Below are 23,600 nucleotides of genomic sequence, written 5' to 3'. Positions count from 1 at the left end.
ATCGAGGCTAGCGCAAGCCCCCGCGCCGGAGCATTGTCTGCGATCCCGGACTGTCCGGGCGCGCCCACCCTGGGACTTCAGGTGCCAAGCCCCAGCGATTCGAGCATCGGCCGGAACTTGGCCCAGGTCTCCGCGAGCTCCGCCTCGGGGTGTGAGCCCTCCACGATGCCGCAGCCGGCGTAGAGCCGCACCGTGTCCGGCGCCTCGACGACGGCGCCGCGCAGCGCGATTCCCCATTCGCCGTTCCCTGCCGCATCGAGCCAGCCCACCGGCCCCGCATAGGGCCCGCGGTCCATGTGCTCCAGCTTGCGGATCAGCGCGCCGGCCACGGTGGTGGGTGTTCCGCAGACCGCCGCCGTGGGGTGGAGCGCGTTGATCAGGGCGAGGCATGTGGGCACGTGCCCCTCCACCTCGGTCAGTTCAGCCTTCACGTCCGACGCCAGGTGCCACACATTCGGCAGCTCCAGGATGAACGGCTCGCTGTGCGCGTTCATGGCCTCGGAGAACGGCGCCAGCTGCGTGGTCAGGGACTGGATCGCGATCTCGTGCTCGTGCCGCTGCTTCTCGGACCCCGCCAGCACGCGCTCGGCGAATTCCAGCGGCGAGCCGTCCATCCCCTCGGCATCGCGGCGGTCCAGGGTTCCGGCCAGCACGCGCGCCTGGGCCGTGCGCCCCTCCACCTGGATCAGCATTTCGGGGGTTGAGCCCACCAGGCCGTCCACGCCGTAGGTCCAGCATTCCCGGTACCGGCTGGCCAGCTGGCGGAGGATTTCCGCGGCATTTACGCCCTCCGGAATCGTGGCCACGATGTCCCGCGCCAGCACCAGCTTCTCCAGCTTGCCGGTGCGGATTTCCGCAACGCCGGCCGCCACGGCGGCCATCCAGTCGTGCTCGCTGAGGGATCCGGTTTCGAGTTTGGGTACGACGTCGGCAGCCGGGTTTGCGGTGCCGCCGCCACCGCGACGGTTGTCCAAGGGAAGCCCGACGGCGGCAGTGGGCACCTCGGATCCGTCGCCCCAAGCGTCCAGCGGGTCCGCCTCCAGCCAGCGCTCCAGGGCGGCGAGGGCGCCTGCTTCGGTGAGTTCGCCGTCGTCGAACGTTAACTGGGTGAGCCAGGCGCGGCCGTCCCGAACCCCCACCACGATCTCGGGCACGATCAGCCGCGAGCGGTGCGTGGAAACCTTGGAGAAGGCGAAGGAGCCGAAGGCCACCGGTCCGGTGCCGGGGCAGTCCACGGTGTCGGTGACGTCCGCCTCGAGGACCAGATGCCGCCACCAGATGTCGGCCTCCAGGAAACGGTCGGGGCCGGTGGCGGTGAAGCGGGCGATCTCGCCGAACCCCACCAGGCCGGCTTCGCGGCGGGTCCAGCAGAGGACATCGTCCCGGACCAGAAATGACGGCAGCCCCCCGGAGAATGATCTTCCATCCAGAGGGACTGTCAGTGTCTTGATAATGCCGGCGCGGAACGTACTCGTCATGATGAGACAACAGTACTCCGGAGGCCGGCCAGCGCCGTGTCGAGGCGAACGGCGCCGCGCTGCGCGGGCCCTGGTTCGTGGGTCCGGCCAACATTTGAGACAATGTCATGGTGAACCGAGCATCCTTGGATAAGCGTCCGGACGAAGTAGCCACGATGTTTGACGACGTCGCCCCCAAATACGACGTCGTGAACGATGTCCTGTCCATGGGACAGACGCGCCGCTGGCGCCGGGTAGTCGTTGAAGCGATGGATGTGAAGGCGGGCCAGCGGGTGCTGGACCTCGCCGCCGGAACAGGCACCTCCAGCGAGCCCTACGCGGACGCGGGGATCGATGTCATCGCCTGCGACTTCTCCCTGGGAATGCTCAAAGTGGGCAAACGCCGCCGCCCGGACATCGACTTCATTGCCGGCGACGCCACCCGCCTGCCGTTCGCGGACAACAGCTTCGACGCCACCACCATCTCCTTCGGCCTGCGCAACGTCAACGAGCCCAAGAAGGCCCTGGCCGAAATGCTGCGCGTCACCAAGCCCGGCGGCAAGCTGGTGATCGCCGAGTTCTCCCAGCCAGTGGTCCCGCTCTGGCGCACCATGTACACCGAATACCTCATGCGCGCGCTCCCTGCCATCGCCGTGAAGGTCTCATCCAACCCGGACGCCTACGTCTACCTCGCCGAGTCGATCCGCGCCTGGCCGGACCAGGACCACCTCGCCGGCTGGCTGCAGGAATCCGGCTGGGAAAAGGTCACCTACCGCAACCTCAGCGGCGGCATCGTGGCCGTCCACCGCGCCTTCAAGCCCGCTGGTTCAACGCCCGACGGCAGCGCCGCAGCCATCGCCAGCCACACCGGTCCCGTGGCGAAGCTCCGCCGCAACATCATCCGGCCTGCGGGCTAGCCGCAGCTGCCGTGAACGTACTGATCGTCGGCGCCGGCCCAGCAGGGTCCACTGCCGCCTACTACCTCGCCAAGGCCGGCATCCAGGTCACGGTGCTGGAAAAAACCAGGTTCCCGCGCGAAAAGGTCTGCGGTGACGGCCTCACGCCGCGTGCCGTCCGCGAGATCCGGAAGCTCGGCCTGGCGCACTCCGAGGACGCCGGCTGGCGGCGCAACAAGGGCCTCCGCCTGATCGCCGGCGGCCGCACCATTGAGCTGCCCTGGCCCGAGGTGTCCGATTTCCCCACCTACGGCCTGATCCGCACCCGCCTCGGCTTCGACGAGGAACTGGCCCGGCACGCCCAGGCCGCGGGCGCCACCATCCTCGAAGGTCACAGCGTCACCGAAGCCCTGCGCGCAGCCAACGGCCGCGTCATCGGCGCGCGTGCTGCCCTCCTTGACGGCTCCGGTCGCAAGACGGGGGAGACGCGCGACTTCCACGCCGACGTCGTACTCGCCGCAGACGGTAACTCATCCCGAAGCGCCGTGTCCCTCGGCATAGAGAAGCGCGACGACCGCCCGCTCGGCGTCGCCGTCCGCACGTACTTCACGTCGCCCCGGCACGATGACGACTGGATGGAAGGCTGGCTCGAACTTCCCGGCCGCGACGGCGGACTGCTTCCCGGCTACGGCTGGGTGTTCGGCGTGGGCGACGGCACCTCGAATGTGGGCCTGGGCATCCTGAACTCCTCCAAGGAATTCGGCAAGCTCGACTACAAGCAGGTCCTGCGCGAGTGGACCGCCGGCATGCCCGCCGAATGGGGCTTCACACCCGAAAACCAAGTGGGCGAGATCCGCGGCGCCGCCCTGCCCATGGGCTTCAACCGCACCCCGCACTACTCCCCGGGCCTGCTGCTCCTGGGCGACGCCGGCGGCATGGTTTCTCCGTTCAACGGCGAGGGCATCTCCTACGCCATGGAATCCGCCCGCTTTGCGGCCGAATATGTCATTGACGCCAGCTCCCGGCAGAGCCGCACCGCTGAGTGGACGCACGACGACGCCGACCTCCACTTCCAGGGGTACGCGGACTATGTGCGGGGCCAGTGGGGGAGCCACTTCACCCTGGGCCGCGCGTTCGCCTCGGTGATCGGCAAGCCGTCCGTGATGAAGCTCGCCTTGCGCACCGGGATGCCGGTGCCCGCACTCATGAAGTTCGTCGTCCGGCTGATGGCCAACGTCACGGATGAATCAGCCAAGGGATTCGAGGACAGGGTGATCAGGCTGCTGGAGGCCCTGGTGCCTGCCACGTCCAACACCTCCCTGTCCCCGTCCAGCTACACCTCCGCGGTTTCCGCAACAAAAAGTTAGGGTTAACCCGTGACGAACTCTGCCAAGCACAGCTGGACCCACGCCGGACACGGCCTGCCGGAATCCAAAGAGCCCGAGCCCAACACCACCGCGATCGCCACGGGACTCCAGCTGCCGGCCGGATTCGCTGCCATCGCGGCAGACCCGGAGCTGGGCCCCGCCATCACCACCAACCTTGCCCGCGTGGAAAAGAAACTCCGCGAGGCCATTGCCAACTCCGATCCGCTCGCTGATGCAACGTCGCGTCACCTGGTGGAAGCCGGCGGTAAGCGGATCCGCCCGCTGCTGGCTCTGCTGTGCGCCCACCTCGGTGACGCTTCGCGGCCGGCCGTGGTGCAGGCAGCCGTGGTGGTTGAGCTCACCCACCTGGCCACGCTTTACCACGACGACGTGATGGACTCAGCCCCGTTCCGCCGCGGCGCCCCCACCGCCCACGAGGTCTGGGGCAACTCCGTGGCCGTCCTCACCGGCGACCTGATATTTGCCCGCGCCTCCATCCTGGTGTCCGAGCTCGGCTCGCGCGCGCTGGGGATCCAGGCCCGCACCTTCGAACGGCTGTGCCTGGGCCAGCTGCACGAGACCGTGGGACCCCGCCCCGACGAGGACCCCGTGCAGCACTACCTGTCCGTCATCGCGGACAAGACCGGTTCCCTGGTGGCTGCCTCCGGCCAGCTCGGTGCCATCTTCTCCGGTGCGGACGAAGCCTACGAGCCCCTTCTGGTGGAGTACGGCGAGAAGATCGGCGTGGCCTTCCAGCTGGCCGACGACGTCATCGATGTCACCGGCATCAAGGTCAAGTCCGGCAAGTCCCCGGGCACGGACCTGCGCGAAGGCGTGCCCACCCTGCCGGTGCTGCTCCTGCGCAACGCCGCCGCCGAAGGTGACCAGTCCGCCGTCGAACTCCTGAAACTGATCGACGGCGACCTCTCTTCCGACGAGGCACTCGCCGCCGCCGTGGCAGGCCTGCGCGACCACCGGGTCACCGCGGAATCATGGGTCGTGGCGCGTGCCTGGGCCGATGAAGCCATCGCCGCGCTGGCGCCGCTGCCCGAAGGCGTGGTCAAGGACTCCCTCACCAGCTTCGCCTTGGCCGTGGTGGACCGCGCGAGCTAGTTCCGGTTGGCCTCCCCGTTCTAAACACGGAATGGCCCCGGTTCTCTGCAGCAATACGAGTCATACGCTGCGTCGAACCGGGGCCATTTCTCCGTTCGCATCAGATCCACCGGAGGCATTTAGTGGACCCGCGAAACAGTCTATGACAGCTTTGTCACAAATGCGAGCCGTGGTGTTAATCAGCGTGTCATAGTTCTTGGGAGGTTTTTTTACCGCTGCCTGCGTCCGTCGTGGGGCACTTTGAGCCAGGGGAAGGCCGTTCCGGCCTCGGGTTGTGGCGAGTCCGTGTCGAAGTGCCCCTCGACGGCCGGGTTGTCCACATGGCGCAGCCCCGATCTGCCCATCCGGCCGCCTCAGGGGGACCTTGGAAACATGGACATCGAGACCTTCCTCCGTGCACGGGCAGGCGTCGCCAAGGCGTCGGCCCTCCGCGCGGCGGGATTTACCCATACTGCCCGCGACAAAGCGTTGGCGGCGGGGCGCATTGTGCGCATCCGGCGGGGCATCTACAGCCTGCCCGCAGATGCCAGCGCACTGGCGATGGTGCTAAGCCACAATGCCGTACTGACGTGCCTGTCGGCCGCGCCAACGTACGGGCTCTGGACGCTGCATGACACTGGAACCATTCATCTGAGCCCCGGCCACAAGTCCGCGCCACCGGGAACTCTTACTCATGGAAGGTGTTCCCATCAGCGCCATTCCTGGCTGCCCGTCGCCGGTCTGGCCGATGTGCTGATTCACGCCCTGCGTTGCCTGCCGGAACTGGAAGCGCTGGTGATGGTCCAGTGTGCTGCCCAACGCGGAGACATCACTGTGGAGTTCCTGCGCCGCAAGCTCCCCGGAAACCGCAACGCCCGCGCCCGGGCCGTCCTTGACAACGTGATCCCGAGGGCGGATTCCATCCTTGAAGTGCTGGCCAATTACCACTTCCGGCGGGCAGGGCTGCAAGTCCGGCGGCACGTGGAGCTTCCGGGAGTGGGAGAGGTGGACTTCCTCATTGAGGAGTGCCTCGTGGTCGAGACCGACGGCGGCTCGCACCTTGAGCCCCGCCAGGTCAGGAAGGACCGGACGCGCAACAATGCCACTGTCGTAGGCGGACGGCTGGGGCTCAGGTACGGCTACGACGACGTCGTCAATCACCCGCAGCGCATGGTGGCCGAGGTGGTGGAAGTGCTGGAGCGGTGCCGAAGGGGAGGCTTCAGCGCGAGGTGACTGCCGCCGTCGTAATTCGACCGCCGCCGTGGGGCACTTCGGGCGAAGAAACCGCGGAAACAGGCTTAGCCCTCGGCGTGTCCGTGTCGAAGTGCCCCGGTTAGGCCGCGCAGGCCGCCGAAACTAAGCGGCGGAGCCGGCGAACCTAGTCCTCTTCGCCCTCGAACGCCCAGTCGAACATGTCGAACACGAACTCGGAGAAGGTGCCTTCTTCGCTCTTCCACTGGCCGCGGGCGTTGTTGCGGCGGTACACAATGGGGTCCGGAACACCGAGATCGCCCACGCGGAAACCCCAGGTGAACTGTTCTTCCTCGTCCTCGAGGAACATCAGGAAGCCTTCGTCATCAACTTCGAGTTCCTCGGGGTCCCAGAAGTAGTGGTACGCCTCCATCAGGTCCTCGCAGCCGCCCACTGCCTGGTAGAACTCCCGGAGGACCAGCGGAATCTGGAACTGGTGCTCGGACAGGGCCTCGTCGAGTTCTTCGGGGGCCAGACCGTCCTCTTCCTGCCATTCGTCTTCGAGATACTTCGGAACAAGCGCGCGGAACTTCTCGAGGAACATGTCAGTCATGGTTCTTATCCTAGCTAATCCCGGCCACCGTTTTCGGCCGTCCCCAGCCCCAGCCGGTGCCACCCCCGGACGGCCAGCGGAACGCGCCAGGAACGCCGCCATGCCGTCACCCGGAAGGCGAAAACGACGGCGGCAACGGCCCCCGCGGTGACCGCGTTGAACGACCCCGAAACCCACAGCGCTGTGGTCAGGCCTGCTCCAGTAAACGCGGGGAGGGCATACAGGTCCTTCGGGTCGAAGAGCTGGGGCACCTCATTGGCAGTGATATCGCGCAGGAGGCCGCCGCCCACCGCCGTCGTGACCCCCAGCAGGACCGCCGCCACCGGGTTCATCCCGGCAGAAAGCGCCTTGAGCGTTCCGGTGATGCAGAACAGCGCCAGCCCGCCGGCGTCGAACAGGATGAGCAGCGAAGTGTAGCGCTGGACGCTGGAAAACAGGAAGTACACCAGCACGGTGGCCAGCAGCGGCGGGGCCAGGTAGGCCGGGTTGGTGAAGGCCGCGGGAGGGCCGTCGTTAAGGATGATGTCGCGGATGACGCCGCCGCCTAGGGACACCAGCGAGGCGAGCAGCAGGGAACCGAGGATGTCGAACTGTTTCCGCGCCGCCAGCAGGGATCCGGAGACCGCGAAAAAGAAAACGCCGGCCAGATCCAGCCATACCTGAACGGCGTCGAATGAGATGGTCAATGGGCGTCCCGGTCAAGGTGAAGGGGCGGATGGGGCGGCTCCAACGTTACGCTAGCCCCTATGAATAGCCCCATCATGATCGCGTGTGCCCACGGAACGTCCAGCCCGCTGGGCGCCGCCGAGGTCAACGGCCTCCGTGCCGACATCGCCGAGCTGCGCCCCGGGCTGGACGTCCGCGAAGCCTACGTGGATGTCCAGGACCCGGACCTGGTGGACGTCATGGCGGGGCTGCCGGAAAGGGAGCAGGCCGTCATCGTTCCGCTGCTGCTCAGCGTGGGCTTCCACACCAAGGTGGACATCGCTAAAGCGGCACGCGGCAGGGATGGTTCTACTGCCTCCGAACCGCTGGGGCCGGACCTCCGGCTGGCGGAGATCCTCGACCAGCGGCTGCGCGAGGCCGGGGCCACCGAGCACGACGCCGTGGTGCTGGCTGCCGCCGGATCCACCAACCCCAAGGCTTCGGTCAGCGTCGAAGAACTCGCTGAACACCTGCGGGCGCTGCGGAGCAACAGGATCGTCCCGGCCTACGGTGCCGCCGCCAAGCCGTCAGTGCCCGACGCCGTCGCCTCCCTCCGTGCCGAATTCCCCGGCGGCGAGGGGCAGGGACGGGTGATCATCGCCTCGTACCTGCTGGCCCACGGGTTCTTCCACGACCAGCTGGCCAAAGCCGAAGCCGACATTGTGACGGAGCCGCTGCTGCCCTCCCGGCTCATGGCGGAGATCGCCCTGGACCGCTATGACGCCGCCGTGGCCGCGGCAGGCGCCGCTGCAGCGCCGGGCCCGGCGCCCGTGGCAGCGTCCTCAGCGCCGGGCCAGGCGCCCGTGGCAGCCCCCGCCGTCGTTGCCGCGGCACCCGCCGCAGGAGCCCCTGCCGAAGCCCCTGCAGCCACCCCGGACCAAGCACAGCCCCGGGGCTTGTTCAAGGCTCTCCGGCGGTTCATGACGAAATATTTCCCTAGGTGACCTAGCGTTTCTGACCCTTTGTGACGGCTTTCGGGTGGGACCTACAGTCGATGCATGACTGATATAGCTCTAGCCGGAGCGTCCGCGGACTCCGCTGCCGCCAAGCGACCCGCACGCGCCAACCGACCGGCAGCGAAGCCGCACGGCCAGTGGAAAGTGGACGGGAAAACTCCCCTCAACGCCAACGAAACCTGGAAGCAGGAGGACGACGGCCTCAACGTCCGCGAGCGTATCGAGTCCATCTACTCCAAGGACGGCTTCGACTCCATTCCGGGCCAGGACCTGCACGGCCGGTTCCGCTGGTGGGGCCTGTACACGCAGCGCAAGCCCGGGATCGACGGCGGCAAGACGGCAACGCTGGAGCCGCACGAGCTCGAGGACAAGTACTTCATGCTCCGCGTGAGGATCGACGGCGGCGCGCTCACCACCGAGCAGCTGCGCGTCATCGGCCAGATCTCCGTTGATTTCGCCCGGGACTCCGCGGACCTCACCGACCGCCAGAACATCCAGCTGCACTGGATCCGCGTGGAGGACATCCCCGAGATCTGGACCCGGCTGGAAGGTGTGGGCCTGTCCACCACCGAAGCCTGCGGCGACGTTCCCCGCGTCATCCTCGGCTCGCCCGTGGCCGGCATCGCCAAGGACGAGATCATCGACCCCACCCCGCTGATCGAAGAGCTGGGGGAGCGCTTCATCGGCAACCCGCTGCTGTCCAACCTGCCGCGCAAATACAAGACCGCCATCACCGGCCACCCCAGCCAGGACGTGGTGCACGAGATCAACGACTTCGCCCTGGTAGGCGTCAAGCACCCCGAACTCGGCATCGGCTACGACCTCTGGGCCGGCGGCGCGCTGTCCACCAACCCGATGCTGGGCAAGCGCCTCGGCGCGTTCGTCCGCCCCGAGGAAGCCGCCGACGTGTGGCTCGGCGTCACCAGCATCTTCCGCGACTACGGTTACCGCCGCATGCGCACCAAGGCACGCCTGAAGTTCCTGATGGCCGACTGGGGTCCGGAGAAGTTCCGCCAGATCCTCGAGGACGAATACCTCGGCTACAAGCTGGCTGACGGCCCGGCCGCACCCAAGCCCTCCACTCCGGGCGACCACGTGGGCGTGCACGAACAGAAGGACGGCAAGTTCTTCATCGGCGCCACCCCGATTGCCGGCCGCCTCTCCGGCGCGCAGCTGGTGAAGCTTGCGGACACCCTCGAAGCCCGCGGCTCGTACCGCCTGCGCACCACGCCGCACCAGAAGCTGGTGGTGCTGGACGTCCCCAAGGACGAGGTTGAACCGCTGGTTGCCGAGCTTGACGCCCTGGGCCTCTCCGCCCGTCCGTCCGTGTTCCGCCGCGGCACCATCGCCTGCACCGGCATCGAATACTGCAAGCTGGCCATCGTGGAAACCAAGGTGACCGCCGCAACCGCCGTGGCCGAGCTGGAACGCCGCCTCGCGGACCTCGCGGAGAGCGGCCAGTTGCCCCACGCCCTGTCCCTGCACATCAACGGCTGCCCCAACTCCTGCGCCCGCATCCAGACCGCGGACATCGGACTCAAGGGCATGATGCTGCCAACGCCCGACGGCGACCCCACCCCGGGTTTCCAGGTCCACCTCGGCGGCGGGCTGGCTTCCTCCACCCGAGAAGAGGCCGGGCTCGGACGTACCGTCCGCGGCCTGAAGGTCTACGTCGAGGACTTGCCCGACTACGTCGAGCGCGTCGTCCGTAAGTTCGTGGCCGAGCACACCGAAGGCCAGACCTTCGCCGAATGGGCCCACGCAGCCGACGAGGAGGCACTTCAGTGAGCAAGCACGCCCTTGGAGTAGACCCGGTACTCCGCTCCCACGACGAGCTCAAGGCCCTGGCCGAAGCCGGCGCCGCGGAGCTCGGCTGGGATGCCCCGGCCCGCGACGTGATCGCCTGGGTGGCCCGGAACTTTGACCTGCCCGCCGTGGCCGTGGCCTGCTCCATGGCCGACGCCGTCCTGCCGGCGTTGGTCGCGGACCAGCTTCCCGGCGTCGACGTCCTGTTCCTGGAGACCGGCTACCACTTCCCGGAAACCTACGCCACGCGCGACGAGGTGGCTGCAAACCTCCGCGTCAACGTGGTGGACGTGCTCCCGGAAAACACCGTGGAGCAGCAGGACCGCCTGCTGGGCAAGGACCTCTTTGCCCGCGACGCCGCCCAGTGCTGCGCCCTCCGCAAGGTTGCCCCGCTGCGCCGCACCCTCGCCGGCTACGAACTGTGGTTCACCGGCGTGCGCCGCGACGAAGCCCCCACCCGCACCAACACCCCGCTGATCACCTGGGACGAAACAAACGGCCTGGTCAAGGTCAACCCGGTGGCGGCCTGGAGCTTCGACCAGCTGGTGCAGTACTCCGACGACAACCTCCTTCCCGTCAACCCGCTGCTTTCACAGGGCTACCCGTCCATTGGCTGCCAGCCCTGCACACGCAAGGTAGCGCCCGGCGATGACCCCCGCGCCGGCCGCTGGGCAGGAACCGACAAGACAGAATGCGGACTACACGTATGAGCATCGAAACCACCAACGAGGACCTGGAGCTGTCTGTGCTGGAACTTGACGCTGATTCTCCGAAAGCGGCGCATCGCGCGAGCGAGGAACGAGCGAGTGTGTCTAAGCCGCGTGGAGAAGCAGTGGCAAGACTCTCCAGCCTGGACACCCTCGAGTCCGAGGCGATTCACATCATCCGCGAGGTCGTGGCCGAGTTCGAGAAGCCTGCTCTGCTGTTCTCCGGCGGCAAGGACTCCGTGGTGATGCTGCACCTGGCCACCAAGGCTTTCTGGCCGGGCAAGGTTCCGTTCCCCGTGCTGCACGTGGACACCGGCCACAACTTCCCCGAGGTCATCGACTTCCGTGACCGCACGGTGGAGCGCCTGGGCCTGAAGCTGGTTGTCGGCTCCGTGCAGGAGTTCATCGATTCCGGTGAACTGGCCGAGCGTGCCGACGGCACCCGCAACCCGCTGCAGACCGTTCCGCTGCTGGACGCGATCCAGCGCAACAAGTTCGACGCCGTCTTCGGCGGCGGCCGCCGCGACGAGGACAAGGCCCGCGCCAAGGAGCGCATCCTGAGCCTCCGCGATGAATTCGGCCAGTGGGACCCGCGCAACCAGCGCCCCGAACTGTGGAACCTCTACAACGGCCGCCACACCGTGGGCCAGCACGTCCGCGCGTTCCCCATCAGCAACTGGACCGAGCTGGACGTGTGGCGCTACATCGAGCGCGAAAACATCGAACTGCCCGGCCTGTACTACGCCCACGACCGCGAGGTCTTTGCCCGCGACGGCATGTGGCGCGCAGTGGGCGAGGTCTCCCAGCCCCGTCCGGACGAGGAAGTCATCACCAAGACCGTCCGCTACCGGACCGTCGGCGACATGTCCTGCACCGGCGCTGTTGAGTCGGCCGCCGCCACGGTGCGCGACGTCGTCATTGAAGTTGCCGCCTCCACCATCACCGAACGTGGCGCCACCCGTGCGGATGACCGCATCTCCGAGGCCGCCATGGAAGACCGCAAGAAGGATGGCTATTTCTAATGAGCACCGAAATCGATACAGCCCGCGCGGCTGCCCTTCTTCACGAGGCGCCGCTGGCGCACGCCTCGCTGTTCCGCTTCGCCACCGCCGGATCGGTCGACGACGGGAAGTCCACTCTGGTGGGCCGCCTCCTGCACGACTCCAAGGCAATCCTCGCCGACCAGCTCGACGCTGTCGCCCGCACCTCGGCGGACCGCGGATTTGGGGGACCCGGCGCAGCCGGTGTACAAGCGATCGACCTCGCCCTCCTGACCGACGGCCTGCGTGCCGAGCGCGAGCAGGGCATCACCATCGACGTCGCCTACCGCTACTTCGCCACGGACCGCCGCAGCTTCATCCTGGCGGACTGCCCCGGGCACGTTCAGTACACCAAGAACACGGTGACCGGCGCCTCCACCGCGGACGCCGTCGTCGTACTCATTGACGCCCGCAAGGGTGTCCTGGAGCAGACCCGCCGGCACCTGTCCGTGCTGCAGCTGCTGCGCGTGGCCCACGTCATTGTGGCCGTGAACAAGATCGACCTGGTGGACTTCAGCGAGAGCGTGTTCCGCGAGATCGAAGCCGACGTCCAGAAGGTGGGCCGCGAGCTCGGCCTCGGATCCGATGGCATCACCGACCTGCTGGTGGTTCCGGTTTCCGCGCTCGACGGCGACAACGTGGTGGAGCGCTCGGAGCGCACCCCCTGGTACACCGGCCCGGCCCTGCTCGAGGTACTGGAGACGCTGCCCGCCGCGGACGAACTGGAAAGCCACCTGGAGAGCTTCCGCTTCCCGGTGCAGCTGGTGGTCCGGCCGCAGGGCGCACTGGCTCCCGACGCTGTTGCCGGCGGACTCGACGTCGAGAAGTACCGTGACTACCGCGCTTACGCCGGTCAGATCACCGAGGGCTCGGTGAAGGTGGGGGACAAGGTCAGCGTGCTGACCCCCGGCCAGGACCCCCGCACCACCACGGTCACGGGCATCGACTTCGCGGGCGCCGAACTCACCGAGGCCGTTGCGCCGCAGTCGGTGGCCATTCGGCTTGCCGACGAATTCGATGTGGCCCGCGGTGACACGATTGCCGCGGCCGGCACCGTCCGCGAAGCCTCCGCCGACCTGTACGCCGCGCTGTGCTGGCTGTCCCCGAAGCCTTTGCGGGAGGGCGCCAAGGTGCTGGTGAAGCACGGCACCCGCACCGTGCAGGCGCTCGTCCGCAGCGTCAGCGGCAAGCTGGACCTCGCCACCTTCAAGCTTGAGGGCGCATCCAGCCTGGAACTCAACGACATCGGCCACGCGCAGCTCCGGCTCGCCGCCCCGCTGCCGCTGGAGAACTACCTGCACCACCGTCGGACCGGTGCGTTCCTGGTGATCGATCCGCTGGACGGCAACACCCTGGCCGCCGGCCTGGTCAACGACCACCCGGGCGACCACGAGGACGAGCGCTACTCGATCTGACGTTCCTGGACCGCGGCTTGTTCGCAGATCCGGACCTTCACGGTCCGGTTTCTCGAGCAAGCCGCGGTTTTGTCGGTGGAACCTGGAAGCCCGGCAGTAGCTGAAACCGGCGGCCTTGGATACTCTGCTGGTAGATGCGCCGCGCGCTGATCTGAGGGGGACCGGTTGAAAGATCATGATTCGGTTGTTGCCAGCTCCCTGGAGCAGTATGGCGAGCTGCTGCCCCGGCTGAACCAGGCGTCGGCTGCGATCGGGGACGCCATCCGCGCCAGGCTCCGGGACGACGGCCTCAACCATCACACCGTGCAGGCCCGGGTCAAGGACCCCGGCTCCGTCAAAGGGAAGCTCGACCGGCTCACGGCGGACGGAAAATTCAAGTACGAACGCGGCCTCGAACAGCTCGACGACCTGATCGGGGTGCGGGTCATCATGTTCCTTGAGCCCGACATCGCGGACGTTGCAACGGCACTGAAGGGCCAGTTCAGGTGCCGGGAGGACGATGACAAAACGAGCTCCCAGCGGCGGAACGGCCAGATCGGCTACGCCGGCAGGCACCTGATCCTGGAAGTCCCTGCCGAGAACGTTCCCGTGGGCTGCCAGGCTTTCATCGGGGAACGGTTCGAAGTCCAGATCCGGACCGTGCTGCAACACGCGTGGGCAGCCTTCGAGCACGACATCCGCTACAAGGGCCTCGCCGAAGCCAACGCGGAAGTGGACCGCGCGTTCACCATGGCCTCGACGCTGATCGAACTCGCCGACGCGCAGTTTTCCGCGATCAACGACATCGTCAAACGCCGGCAGGCCGAAAGCACCGCCGAGTTCGCCGCGAACCCCGCCGCCACCGAACTCACCGGGGACATCCTCCAGGACATGCTCGCCCGGCTGTTGCCTGAACACCCACGCAGCCAGGCCCGGCAGTACGGCTGGCTGGGGGACCTGCTGGCCGCCAACGGGGTAGGCACCGTGGCTGAGGCCGAGGAGCTCTTCGGTGCCGCCGACTGGTCCGGAGTGGCCAAGAGAATGGACTACAAATTCCCGGCCGGCCAGGTCCGGATTGCCGACGACTTCCTGCTGAAGACCTGGGGCGTGGAATACATCGCGCGCACCAAAGCCCTGGGGAACGACCCCAAGCGGGAGGCGAAGCTGACCTCCCGGCTGGAGCGCATGCAGGACTGAGTCCCCTTAAGGATCAATCGCTCAGGTGCCAGGAGGGCGGTACCTGATTTGATCGGCCTTGCGGAGGGCTTCCAGGGTTTCGTCGACGCTCAGGAGCACTGTCGTTTCGAATGAGCTCAGCGCTCCGCCTCCGCTGATCGCCAGTGCAACCGCGGCCATGGACACATTGTCCGGCGCCTCCCACAAGTTGTAGCCGTCGTGGGAGCCGAAGGCGTACCAGAAACCGTGGAGCGTGCCGCCGACAGATTCGATGTACGCCTGGGCGGCTTTCCTGCGGTCCTCGGGGTTGCTGATCAGCCTCGCCCACGTCTCCGGTGTGTAGCTGAACTTCGAAAGATAGAGGGGCATTGTCTCGTCCTTTCCGCTTTGCCGGTGGTCCCTGGTGGCGGGTGGTGCCGGTGGCGCCAGTCCAGCAAGGATGGCAGTCCGCTGCCCGCTCAGCAATGGCTGCCCGGTTCCCTCTCCGCGGGGTGTTGACACGGCCGGCCTGCGGCCTTACTTTCGCCCTATCCCGCCGGGAGGGAAGATCGTGGAACGCATCAACAGCCGGCTCATCAACTGGGCTTCCATCCTGGATGCCCAGACGCGGGAGCAAGCCGTGAGAACGTCCCGGCTGCCCTTCATTTATCCGCATCTGGCACTGATGCCTGACGCCCATTTGGGAAAGGGCGCCACGGTGGGGTCCGTCATTCCCACCCTGGGCGCCGTGATTCCGGCTGCGGTGGGGGTGGACATCGGCTGCGGCATGATTGCCGTCAGGACGCAGTACTTCCTCAACGACCTGCCTCCGGACCGGAAACGGCTGCGGGAGGCCATTGAGCACGTCATCCCGCTTTCGGCCGGGCACAACAACCGGAAGGTCCTTGCCACGGCCGAACCACGCATCGCCGAGCTGAGGAAGCTGGCAGCCAAGGCCAGGTTTGATCCCGGCCAGTATGTACCGAAGTGGGAGCTCCAGCTTGGTTCACTGGGATCAGGCAACCATTTCATCGAGGTCTGCGCGGACGAGACGGATGCCATCTGGCTGTTCCTGCACTCCGGCTCCCGCGGTGTTGGCAACAAGATCGCGCAGCACCACATCAGCGTCGCCCAGCGCGTCACGCGGGAGAAACGCATCGCGCTTCCTGACGCCGACCTCGCGTACCTGGAGGAGGGCACGTCCGAGTTCGGCAGGTACATCGAGGAGCTGCACTGGGCCCAGCACTTTGCCTTGCTGAACCGTGAGGAAATGATGGACCGCGTGATCAGCCAGTTCGGCAACTGGACGGGCGGAAAGGTGCTGGAACGGGAACGGATCAACTGCCACCACAACTTCACCCGGCGGGAAACCCACTACGGCAAGGCCGTGTGGGTCTCGCGCAAGGGCGCAATCAAGGCCGAGGTCGGGGACCCGGGCCTGATCCCGGGGTCCATGGGCACAGCCTCGTATGTGGTGGCCGGCCGTGGGAACCGCGTGTCGCTGAATTCCTCGCCGCACGGTGCAGGCCGCGAGTACTCGCGGACAGCGGCGCGCAAAACCTTCTCCCTGGCCGAGCTGAAGAAGGCCATGCAGGGGATTGAGTTCCGTGCCACCGAAGCCTTCATCGACGAGATTCCCGCGGCGTACAAGCCCATTGACGTCGTCATGCGGGATGCGGAGGACCTGGTGCGGATCGGCCACAGGCTGCGGCAACTCGTCAACGTCAAAGGCGACTGAACCCGGGCAGCCCGAAGAAGCGGGATGATGCCCTTGCGGCAGCCGACGCGTCTGTCACTTAGCTGTGCTGCCTGGGGACGTCCGAATGTGACGCTAGATGAACCCGCGTGACCCCCCGTTTCCGCTTCATTGAACGGGTTTATGTCACTCCCTATGGTGAAACAATGACAAGTCCCCAGCCCGGAATGATCCGCATCGTGGCAGGAGAGAGCAACAAACCGAAGCGCAAGCGCGCCGTCGAGGTTCTGGTTGCCCTCGGCCTGGTGCTGCTCATTGCCGCCGGTGCCGTGGTGGCGTCAACCCTTTCCCGTGATCCGTCAGCCCAGGCAGCCGCTCCCGCCCCGACCCCGGCGGCGGAGTTGAAGCTGGGTTATTTCGGCAACGTCACGCACGCCCCGGCCCTGGTGGGCGTCAAGCAAGGCTTTATCGCCAAGAGCCTGGGTGATACGAAGCTCAGCACGCAGGTGTTCAACGCCGGGCCGGCCGCGATCGAGGCGCTGAACGCCGGCGCGATCGATGCCACATACATCGGCCCGAATCCGGCGATCAACTCGTTCGTGAAGAGCCAGGGCGAGTCCGTCAGCATCATCGCGGGCGCCGCGGCGGGCGGCGCGCAGCTGGTGGTCAGGCCGGAGATCGGGTCCGCCGCGGATTTGAAGGGCAGGACCCTGTCCACGCCGCAGCTGGGCGGGACCCAGGATGTGGCGCTGCGGGCGTGGCTGGCGGGGCAGGGCTACAAGACGAACACCGACGGCAGCGGCGATGTGGCGATCAACCCGACCGAGAACGCGCAGACCCTGAAGCTGTTCCAGGACGGCAAGCTCGACGGCGCGTGGCTGCCGGAGCCGTGGGCGTCCCGGCTGGTGCTGCAGGCCGGCGCGAAGGTCCTGGTGGACGAGAAGGACCTGTGGGACGGTTCCCTGACCGGCAAGCCCGGCGAGTTCCCCACCACCATCCTGATCGTGAACAAAAACTTCGCCGCCGCGCACCCGGACACCGTCAAGGCACTGCTGAAGGGCCACGCCGAATCCGTCAAATGGCTCAACGAGGCACCTGCTGCGGAAAAGGCCGGCGTGCTGAACACAGCGCTTAAGGAGTTCGGGAGCGCCGAGCTGCCGGCGGACGTCATCGACCGGTCCCTGGACAACATCGTGTTCACAGTCGATCCGCTCGCCGGAACCTACACGAAGCTCCTGCAGGACGGCGTGGACGCCGGCACCACCAAGCAGGCCGACATCGACGGCATCTTCGACCTCACCGCACTGAACGGCGTCACCGCCGAAACCGGCGGCAGCAAGGTCAGCGCCGCCGGCCTCGGCAACGACTGACCGGCCGGCACCACCAAAGAATTACCTCCAGCCCCAACAACGTAAGGACAGGACCATGCCAGTCGTACTGGAAAACCTGGGCAAACGCTTCGGCGACGGCGCCCCGGTGCTGGACGACGTCAACGCCAGCATCGCCCAAGGCGAGTTCGTCGCCCTCCTCGGCGCGTCCGGCTGCGGCAAGTCAACCCTGCTGAACATCATGGCGGGACTGGAGCTCCCGACGTCGGGCGCCCTTGAAGTCCCCAGCGACGGCGCGGCCTTCATGTTCCAGGACGCCGCGCTCTTCCCGTGGCTGACGGCCCGGGAGAACATCGAACTCGCGCTGAAGCTGCGCGGCGTGGGCAAGGGCGAACGGCGCACCAAAGCCAACGAACTCCTGGACCTGGTGCACCTCGGCGGAGCCGGCGACAAGCGCCCGCACGAGCTCTCCGGCGGCATGCGCCAGCGCGTCTCCCTGGCCCGTTCGCTGGCCCAGGACCGGCAGCTGCTCCTCATGGACGAGCCGTTCGCCGCCCTCGACGCCATCACCCGCGACCTCCTCCACGACGAACTGGAGCGGATCTGGAAGGAAACCGGCCGCACCATCGTCTTTGTGACGCACAACGTCCGCGAAGCCGTCCGGCTGGGCCAGCGCGTGCTGCTGCTGTCCTCCCGTCCCGGCCGCGTGGTCCAGGAATGGAACGTCACCGAGGAACACCGAACCGACGCCGGACTTGCCGGACAGCTGACCGGGGTCATCACCGCCCGGCTGCGAGAGGAGATCCGCCGCCATGCCAAGTAACCAGACCCCCGTGGCCGAAGCGCCCGCAAACGAACCGGCAACCGGCGCGGAGCCCGAAACCCGCAAAGTCCACGCGGCCCTGACCCGGTCCTCCACCGGCAACGAGGACCTGCGCGAGCTGGAATCCGGACTGGATTCCCTCCAGTCGGACGCGGCCCGTGCGGCGCGCATCGACTGGAGCCGCATCCTGCTCCCCGTGGCGGCACTCGTGGTGCTGGTCCTGGCCTGGCAGTTCTACGTCTCGCTTGGCTTCAAGCGGCGTGACCTGGTGCCCGGTCCGCTGGACGTCCTGGGCCAGTTCGGCACTCTCTGGGCCGACGGTTCGCTGCAGGAAGCCGTGTGGACATCGCTGCAGCGCGGCATTGTCGGGTTCCTGATCAGCGTGGTCATTGCAACGCCCATCGGGCTCCTGCTGGCGCAGGTTGCCCCGTTGCGCCGTGCGTTCGGCCCCCTCATCTCCGGCCTGCAGGTGCTGCCCTCCGTGGCCTGGGTGCCTGCCGCCATCATCTGGTTCGGCCTCACTGACGCCACGGTGTACTTCGTGGTGTTCATGGGCGCCATCCCGTCCATCATCAACGGCCTGATCTCCGGCGTGGACCAGATCCCGCCGCAGTACCGCAGCGTGGGCACGGTACTGGGTGCCAACCGGCTGCAGATGGCCCTCCAGATCGTCCTTCCGGCCGCCTTGCCGGGCTACCTGAGCGGACTGAAACAGGGGTGGGCTTTCTCCTGGCGGTCACTCATGGCCGCGGAAATCATCGCGGTGGGCGGCACCATCGGCTTCGGCCTGGGCTCCATGCTGAACCAGGGCCGCGACCTCTCGGACATGACGATCGTGATGTCCGCCATCCTGCTGATCCTGGCCGTGGGCATCCTGATCGAGCTGCTGGTCTTCGCGCCGATTGAAAAGCGCCTCCTCCGGCGCCGCGGCCTCCTTGCCGGCAGCACCCGCTAGGCCCCAACAGGCAGCACAAGCAAAACCCAAAAGCAGAGCCCCACGGCGCGTCCCGCCGTCGGGCTCTGCTCTTTGGTTTTTCCCGGCGGCCGTCGTGGGGCACTTCGACACGGACACGCCGCGGATTGCCGGCCCCCGCGGCCGAACCGGCCCCAATGCGCCCCACGACGGCCGTCAAGCGCCTTGCCCCGCGCGGCCCACAAGCAATGTGACGCAGCGTTACCTTACGTGAACTGGTGTTTCCGCGCCGTTGTTCCGGTATATGACGCGGCCCTATCGTCGATTTATGGCAATTCAGGACATCTACCCCACGGCACTGCGCCTGCTGGGCCGCCCCGTACTGGTGGTGGGCGGCGGGCCGGTGGCCACGCGCCGCGCCAAAGGTCTGCTCGACGCCGGTGCCCGGGTAACCGTGGTTGCCCCCGCTGCCTCCGCAGGACTTGGGGAACTGGCCGACGCCGGCCTCCTCACCTGGGAGCAGCGCCCCTACCGTTCTTCCGACGTCGACGGCGTCTGGTTCGTCCAGACCGCCACCGGTGATTCCGCCGTGGACGCCCGGGTTTCGGCCGACGCTGAAGCCCAGCGCGTCTGGTGCGTCAACGCCTCCGATCACGAAGCCTCCGCCGCCTGGACCCCGGCCGTCGCGGTCGTTGACGACGTGCAGATCGCCGTGAACGCCGGGGGAGACCCGCGCCGTGCCATGGCCCTGCGCGACGCCGTCGCCACCGCGCTGGAAACCGGCGACCTGCCGCTGCGCCGCCAGCGGGCCCACCGGGGAAGCGTGGCGCTCGTGGGCGGCGGTCCCGGCGACACCGGCCTGATCACGGTCCGCGGCCGCCGGCTCCTTGGCCAGGCCGACGTCGTGGTGGCAGACCGCCTGGGCCCCCGCGAACTGCTGAACGAGCTCGCCCCTGACGTCCGCGTCATCGAGGTGGGCAAGACGCCCGGCCACCATCCCGTGCCCCAGGCCGAGATCAACCGGATCCTCGTGGAAGAGGCCCTCCAAGGCCACCGGGTGGTCCGCCTCAAGGGCGGCGACCCCTACGTCCTGGGCCGCGGCGGCGAGGAAGCCGAATACTGCCGCCAGCACGGCGTCGAGGTTGAAGTAGTGTCCGGCGTGACGTCCGCGATTTCCGTTCCGGCGGCAGCAGGCATCCCCGTGACGCACCGCGGCCTGGCCAAGGGATTCAGCGTGGTCACCGGCCACGAGGAACTCTCCGAGGTCCCGGCCCGGGCGGACCACACCATCGTGCTCCTCATGGGAGTGGGCCAGCTCCGCGAATCCGCCGCCGCGCTAACCGCTGCCGGTTTGCCTCAGGACACTCCAGTTGGCATCGTTGAGAACGGCTATTTGCCCAACCAGCGCGTGACCATCGGCACTGTCGGTTCCATTGCTGACCAGGCCGAGGCCACCGGCGTCGCGAATCCCGCGGTGATCGTGATCGGTGACGTTGTCCGCGTCAGCCCGTTCGCGCCGTCGCACTTCAAAACCGCCGACTACAGCACCACCACCCCGAACCGCCCCCGCGTACTGACCAAGTAGCCCCGTAGCCCCCACCCAACTAGCTCGCAGCTAACGCTCCCAAAAGCCGTTTTCACGACGTTAACTGCTACCTAGTTGGGCCAGTGACAGAAAAAGGAACACAGCCGTGTCAACTAGCACCACCGTAGGTTCTGCCGCCCGCCCGCTCCGGGTCGCCGTCGTGGGTTCCGGCCCCGCCGGCGTGTACGCCGCCGACATCCTCACCAAGAGCGAAGCCGTCAAGAGCGGCGAGCTGACCGTGAGCATCGACCTCTTTGACCGCTACCCCGCGCCTTACGGGCTGATCCGCTACGGCGTTGCCCCGGACCACCCGCGCATCAAGGGAATCGTCAACGCCCTGCACAAGGTCCTGGACCGGGGAGACATCCGGTTCTTCGGCAACGTGGACTACGGCACGGACCTCTCCATCGAGGACCTCCGCACGCACTACGACGCCGTTATCTTCGCCACCGGCGCCATCAAGGACGCGGACCTGAACATCCCGGGCATCGAACTCGAGGGCTCCTACGGCGGCGCCGACTTCGTCTCCTGGTACGACGGCCACCCGGACGTGTCCCGCGAATGGCCGCTGGACGCCAAGGAGATCGCCGTCATCGGCAACGGCAACGTGGCCCTGGACGTGGCCCGCATGCTCTCCAAGCACGCCGACGACCTGCTGGTCTCCGAGATCCCGGACAACGTCTACCGCGGCCTGAAGGATTCGCCGGTCACGGACGTGCACGTCTTCGGCCGACGCGGCCCGGCCCAGGTGAAGTTCACCCCGCTGGAACTGCGCGAGCTGGCCCACTCCAAGGACGTGGACATCATCCTGTACCCGGAGGACTTCGAGTTCGACGAGGAATCAGACCGCCAGGTCCAGAGCAACAACCAGACCAAGACCATGGTGGGCACGCTCACCAACTGGATCGCCGAGCAGCCGGAGGACCTTTCCGAGCTCACGGCCTCCCGCCGCCTGCACCTGCACTTCCTGCACAGCCCGGTTGAGGTGTACGACGACGCCGAGACCCCCGGCCGCGTTGCCGGCATCAAGTTTGAGCGCACCGAGCTGGACGGCACGGGCAACGCCCGCGGCACCGGCGAGTTCGTGGACTACCCGGTCCAGGCCGTCTACCGCGCGATCGGCTACTTCGGTTCCGCCCTGCCCGAGGTCGAGTTCGACCACAAGAAGGGCGTGGTACCGAACGACGGCGGCCGCGTGCTGGACGCTGCCGGCACCCACGTGCCGGGCATCTACGCCACCGGCTGGATCAAGCGCGGACCCGTGGGCCTGATCGGCCACACCAAGGGCGACGCCCTCGAAACCGTGACCTACCTCCTGGAAGACCGCGCGAACCTGCCGCTGGCCGCCTCACCGGCGCCGGACGCCGTCGTCGAACTGCTGGAAAACCGCGGCGTGCAGTACACCAGCTGGGAAGGCTGGCTGGCGCTGGACGCACACGAGCGCGCCCTCGGCGAGAAGTTCACCGAGACCGGCTCGCACGGCGTGGAGGTTGCACGTGAGCGGGTCAAGGTTGTGCCGCGCGAAGACATGGTGTCCATCTCCCGCGACGGAGTGGCCGCGCAGGTCTAGTTCATCCAAGTGGCGTTCATTCCGGTGGCGCGGGGCTCAGTTCCCCGCGCCACCGGCGGCCATCAGCTCCAGGCGGTTCAGCGTTTCGGTATTCCGGACCGAGATGAGCGGGTCCCGGATGAACTTGGGGATCAGGCTCCCCGGGCCTTTGATGGCATCCTCGGCGATGGACACCCGGCACCCGGATTCCACGGGCTCCAGGGTGATCACCACCTTCGCTTCACCGAGGGGCCAGCCCCGGGCAATCAGCTCGATGGACTTCCCCGGATCCGACGCCGTGACCACGGTTTTGTCGTTGATCAGCAGCGGCCACGCGCCCACCGAGTGGTGCAGGACGCCGTCGACCGCAGGCCACAGCGCGTCCACGTCCCTGATCCTGGACGCACCCACAACCCACCCGGAGTAGAGCCAGCCGTCGGCGATGACGTTCCAGACGTCGGCCGGCGGAGTGAGGAAAGTCTTCGAAACGGTAGCCATCTCAGTGCTCACTTTCTTCTTGGATTTGTGCGGACGCGGGAGTCTCAATTCTTCGGTCGGAAGGCTGCGATCAGTTCTGGACTGTGCGACGGCGTACGAGCGCTCCCGGAGCCGCCGGGCCCAGCCGTAGGTTTCTGCTCCGGGGAGCACATTCCGCACGGGGTCGAACCGGGAATCCGTGTCCGTTGGGCCCGCTTCTGCTTTCAAAGTGAGCGTGCCGAACCGCTGCCATGGGCCTCCCGGACGGGCGAAGCTGAGGGCCAGCACCCACTCGGCGCCTGCGAGCGAATGTTCCAGCGCCCGTTCCGTGTCGGCGGAACGGGCTCCTTCGGGGACCTGAATGGTCTCCAGCGCCAGCAGGACGGGACCAAGGGCCCCGCGGTAGGGCATCAGCGTGGTGAACGCTGCCTTGTTGAGGTTCCGGTGGGGAAGCAGGACGAACCGTCCTGGAACAGACAACCCCGTGGTGGCGAACAGGACGTCGGCGGGACGGAGGCCGTCCGGGAGCCGCAATGCGAGCCCCAAGATGTCCGGGAAGGGGGCAGGAATACCCACTGAGCGCGAAAACCGGGCGATTGCGGGGTGCTGCCCCGGGTTATCGATCCAGTCGATTCCACTCCGTGCAGAGGCGTTGTGGTCCCTTTCCCCTCCCGGGAGGTCTCTGATCTGAACCACGCCCTTGAGGGCAACCCCCCGGGGGTGGATCGGGCGCTCCGGCCGGACCGTCTTGAGAGTCCTGAACAGCTGCCCAAAGGCGGCACCTGTCAGGCTGCTCAGATGGAATGCCATAAGCGTCCCCTTCCTAAGTGCGATCGGCCCACATGCTTGC

22 protein-coding genes are annotated in these 23,600 nt (G+C 67.2%); 16 read left to right on the top strand and 6 right to left on the bottom strand.

The features are described from left to right. Positions 1 to 77 precede the first annotated feature (77 nt). Entirely contained in the window at positions 78 to 1,478 is a 1,401-nt protein-coding gene (locus WMN78_RS13020) for an isochorismate synthase (protein ID WP_340534135.1), read from the bottom strand. A 110-nt stretch (positions 1,479 to 1,588) separates the two neighbouring features. On the opposite strand from WMN78_RS13020, the gene WMN78_RS13015 reads away from it, so the two are divergent. Genes WMN78_RS13015 through WMN78_RS13005 form a run of 3 tightly spaced genes read left to right on the top strand, consistent with a single transcriptional unit; the run spans position 1,589 to position 4,833 of the window. Beyond that, positions 1,589 to 2,374 (top strand): demethylmenaquinone methyltransferase, encoded by a 786-nt coding sequence (locus tag WMN78_RS13015; protein ID WP_340534134.1) that lies wholly within the window; start codon positions 1,589 to 1,591, stop codon positions 2,372 to 2,374. Positions 2,375 to 2,385: 11 nt separating this feature from the next. Beyond that, a complete protein-coding gene (locus WMN78_RS13010; protein ID WP_340534133.1) occupies positions 2,386 to 3,720 on the top strand; it encodes a geranylgeranyl reductase family protein in 1,335 nt (444 codons plus the stop codon). 9 nt (positions 3,721 to 3,729) lie between these two features. Beyond that, entirely contained in the window at positions 3,730 to 4,833 is a 1,104-nt protein-coding gene (locus WMN78_RS13005) for a polyprenyl synthetase family protein (RefSeq protein WP_340534132.1), read from the top strand. Between the two features lie 209 nt (positions 4,834 to 5,042). On the opposite strand, the gene WMN78_RS13000 is transcribed toward WMN78_RS13005, so the two are convergent. Continuing rightward, the gene (locus WMN78_RS13000; RefSeq protein ID WP_340534131.1) at positions 5,043 to 5,177 is read right to left on the bottom strand and encodes a hypothetical protein; all 135 of its coding nucleotides are present in this window, start codon (positions 5,175 to 5,177) and stop codon (positions 5,043 to 5,045) included. Positions 5,178 to 5,205: 28 nt separating this feature from the next. Here WMN78_RS13000 and WMN78_RS12995 point away from each other — a divergent pair, with 28 nt between their 5' ends. After that, positions 5,206 to 6,045, top strand: coding sequence for a DUF559 domain-containing protein (locus tag WMN78_RS12995; protein WP_340534130.1), 840 nt, complete (start codon positions 5,206 to 5,208; stop codon positions 6,043 to 6,045). Between the two features lie 145 nt (positions 6,046 to 6,190). Here WMN78_RS12995 and WMN78_RS12990 read toward each other — a convergent pair whose 3' ends face one another. After that, positions 6,191 to 6,616 (bottom strand): hypothetical protein, encoded by a 426-nt coding sequence (locus WMN78_RS12990; RefSeq protein ID WP_340534129.1) that lies wholly within the window; start codon positions 6,614 to 6,616, stop codon positions 6,191 to 6,193. A 14-nt stretch (positions 6,617 to 6,630) separates the two neighbouring features. Then, positions 6,631 to 7,302, bottom strand: a complete 672-nt coding sequence (locus WMN78_RS12985) for a trimeric intracellular cation channel family protein (RefSeq protein ID WP_340534128.1) — start codon at positions 7,300 to 7,302, stop codon at positions 6,631 to 6,633. A gap of 60 nt (positions 7,303 to 7,362) precedes the next feature. Here WMN78_RS12985 and WMN78_RS12980 point away from each other — a divergent pair, with 60 nt between their 5' ends. The 6 genes from WMN78_RS12980 to WMN78_RS12955 all read left to right on the top strand — a co-directional run bounded on the left by WMN78_RS12980 (position 7,363) and on the right by WMN78_RS12955 (position 14,421). Beyond that, positions 7,363 to 8,265, top strand: a complete 903-nt coding sequence (locus WMN78_RS12980; protein WP_340534127.1) for a sirohydrochlorin chelatase — start codon at positions 7,363 to 7,365, stop codon at positions 8,263 to 8,265. 54 nt (positions 8,266 to 8,319) lie between these two features. Further along, complete coding sequence (locus tag WMN78_RS12975) at positions 8,320 to 10,065, top strand: nitrite/sulfite reductase (protein ID WP_340534126.1); 1,746 nt, start codon at positions 8,320 to 8,322, stop codon at positions 10,063 to 10,065. Continuing rightward, complete coding sequence (locus WMN78_RS12970; protein WP_028271588.1) at positions 10,062 to 10,793, top strand: phosphoadenylyl-sulfate reductase; 732 nt, start codon at positions 10,062 to 10,064, stop codon at positions 10,791 to 10,793. The genes WMN78_RS12975 and WMN78_RS12970 overlap by 4 nt, the downstream gene beginning before the upstream one ends. Continuing rightward, positions 10,790 to 11,812 (top strand): sulfate adenylyltransferase subunit CysD, encoded by a 1,023-nt coding sequence (gene cysD, locus WMN78_RS12965; RefSeq protein WP_235505926.1) that lies wholly within the window; start codon positions 10,790 to 10,792, stop codon positions 11,810 to 11,812. Before WMN78_RS12970 ends, cysD begins: the two co-directional genes overlap by 4 nt. Further along, positions 11,812 to 13,245 carry a sulfate adenylyltransferase subunit 1 gene (locus WMN78_RS12960; protein ID WP_340534125.1) on the top strand — a complete coding sequence of 478 codons (1,434 nt, stop codon included), beginning with the start codon at positions 11,812 to 11,814 and terminating at the stop codon, positions 13,243 to 13,245. Before cysD ends, WMN78_RS12960 begins: the two co-directional genes overlap by 1 nt. Positions 13,246 to 13,410: 165 nt before the next feature. Beyond that, positions 13,411 to 14,421 (top strand): hypothetical protein, encoded by a 1,011-nt coding sequence (locus tag WMN78_RS12955; RefSeq protein WP_340534124.1) that lies wholly within the window; start codon positions 13,411 to 13,413, stop codon positions 14,419 to 14,421. 21 nt (positions 14,422 to 14,442) lie between these two features. On the opposite strand, the gene WMN78_RS12950 is transcribed toward WMN78_RS12955, so the two are convergent. Further along, entirely contained in the window at positions 14,443 to 14,769 is a 327-nt protein-coding gene (locus WMN78_RS12950) for a GYD domain-containing protein (protein ID WP_340534123.1), read from the bottom strand. A gap of 181 nt (positions 14,770 to 14,950) precedes the next feature. On the opposite strand from WMN78_RS12950, the gene WMN78_RS12945 reads away from it, so the two are divergent. The 6 genes from WMN78_RS12945 (at position 14,951) to WMN78_RS12920 (ending at position 22,294) form a co-directional block, all read left to right on the top strand. After that, a complete protein-coding gene (locus WMN78_RS12945; RefSeq protein ID WP_340534122.1) occupies positions 14,951 to 16,117 on the top strand; it encodes an RtcB family protein in 1,167 nt (388 codons plus the stop codon). A gap of 164 nt (positions 16,118 to 16,281) precedes the next feature. After that, on the top strand, positions 16,282 to 17,445 hold the full coding sequence (locus WMN78_RS12940) for an ABC transporter substrate-binding protein (RefSeq protein WP_340534121.1): 1,164 nt from the start codon (positions 16,282 to 16,284) through the stop codon (positions 17,443 to 17,445). 55 nt (positions 17,446 to 17,500) lie between these two features. Beyond that, positions 17,501 to 18,226 (top strand): ABC transporter ATP-binding protein, encoded by a 726-nt coding sequence (locus WMN78_RS12935; protein WP_340534120.1) that lies wholly within the window; start codon positions 17,501 to 17,503, stop codon positions 18,224 to 18,226. Continuing rightward, positions 18,216 to 19,181 carry an ABC transporter permease gene (locus WMN78_RS12930; RefSeq protein WP_340534119.1) on the top strand — a complete coding sequence of 322 codons (966 nt, stop codon included), beginning with the start codon at positions 18,216 to 18,218 and terminating at the stop codon, positions 19,179 to 19,181. Before WMN78_RS12935 ends, WMN78_RS12930 begins: the two co-directional genes overlap by 11 nt. Before the next feature lie 286 nt (positions 19,182 to 19,467). Beyond that, on the top strand, positions 19,468 to 20,724 hold the full coding sequence (gene cobA, locus WMN78_RS12925) for a uroporphyrinogen-III C-methyltransferase (protein ID WP_340534118.1): 1,257 nt from the start codon (positions 19,468 to 19,470) through the stop codon (positions 20,722 to 20,724). Positions 20,725 to 20,830: 106 nt separating this feature from the next. Next, positions 20,831 to 22,294: an FAD-dependent oxidoreductase gene (locus WMN78_RS12920; RefSeq protein WP_340534117.1), complete on the top strand. Its 1,464-nt coding sequence runs from the start codon at positions 20,831 to 20,833 to the stop codon at positions 22,292 to 22,294. Between the two features lie 36 nt (positions 22,295 to 22,330). Here WMN78_RS12920 and WMN78_RS12915 read toward each other — a convergent pair whose 3' ends face one another. Next, the gene (locus WMN78_RS12915) at positions 22,331 to 23,560 is read right to left on the bottom strand and encodes an SRPBCC family protein (RefSeq protein WP_340534116.1); all 1,230 of its coding nucleotides are present in this window, start codon (positions 23,558 to 23,560) and stop codon (positions 22,331 to 22,333) included. Between the last annotated feature and the right edge of the window lie 40 nt (positions 23,561 to 23,600).

It is taken from the genome of Arthrobacter oryzae, from assembly GCF_037911235.1.
Lineage (GTDB): Bacteria > Actinomycetota > Actinomycetes > Actinomycetales > Micrococcaceae > Arthrobacter > Arthrobacter oryzae_E.
The sequence above is the reverse complement of the archived record's forward strand: the minus strand, read 5'-3'. Positions and strand labels throughout refer to the sequence as shown.